Annotated in this window: 1 protein-coding gene; it reads right to left on the reverse strand. The window is 38.8% G+C overall.

The annotated features are described in order from the left end of the window. Positions 1-428 (reverse strand): IS110 family transposase (locus tag AC23P2_RS31140; protein ID WP_487776797.1); only part of this gene is annotated, 428 nt, incomplete at its 3' end. Positions 429-691: the final 263 nt, after the last annotated feature.

Raw genomic sequence — 691 nt, forward strand, 5'->3', positions numbered from 1 at the left:
CTGCGAGTAGCAGTCAAACAGTCCAGCTTTTGAATGATATCCCGTTTAGGTATCCATAACCGAACTTCATCACGATTTTTATAGGCATAAGTAGCGATTCTTTGGGCATCAACCTTGTCATTTTTTCCGCGAATCATCCCCAAACTGTCTTTTATATGAATAGGGTGTTCTAACCATATTTTGGCTTTTTTCAAATGTAAAAAATTGATAATGTGATTGTTATATATGCCTGTGTGTTCCATACAATAGAGACTATTGGAAAAGTTAGCATCAGGACAATGTAATTTTAAGAGTTTTATAAAGCCCTCTATTCCTGCTTTATCATTCGTTGATTGATAGTGAAACAGCAACTTGTTAGCCACTACGACGGCAAAATCAAGCGTCGCTTTTGAGATGTCAATGCCGATGAAAAATGAAAATGTTTCCATAATTTTGAATGAGTTTATGTTTTTACTCAAACCAATATACTGTCGCACACTCGATACCTTGCTCATGGGTCACAAACCCGAATTTCTATCTGAGTCCTGTGTTACAGTAATCCAGTGGGGTCTTAAATCGATCCATGAGTCTCTAACTCAGCCGACGGCGGTAAGGCATCCCCACTGGCGCTGACTTACTCTCAGTTTGAGAGTATTCCAAGTTATGATTTTCTTGGAATTTTTACATCGCACAAATCTAAAGGCCGAAGCGG

The organism is Runella sp. R0.1_18, assembly GCF_057652155.1.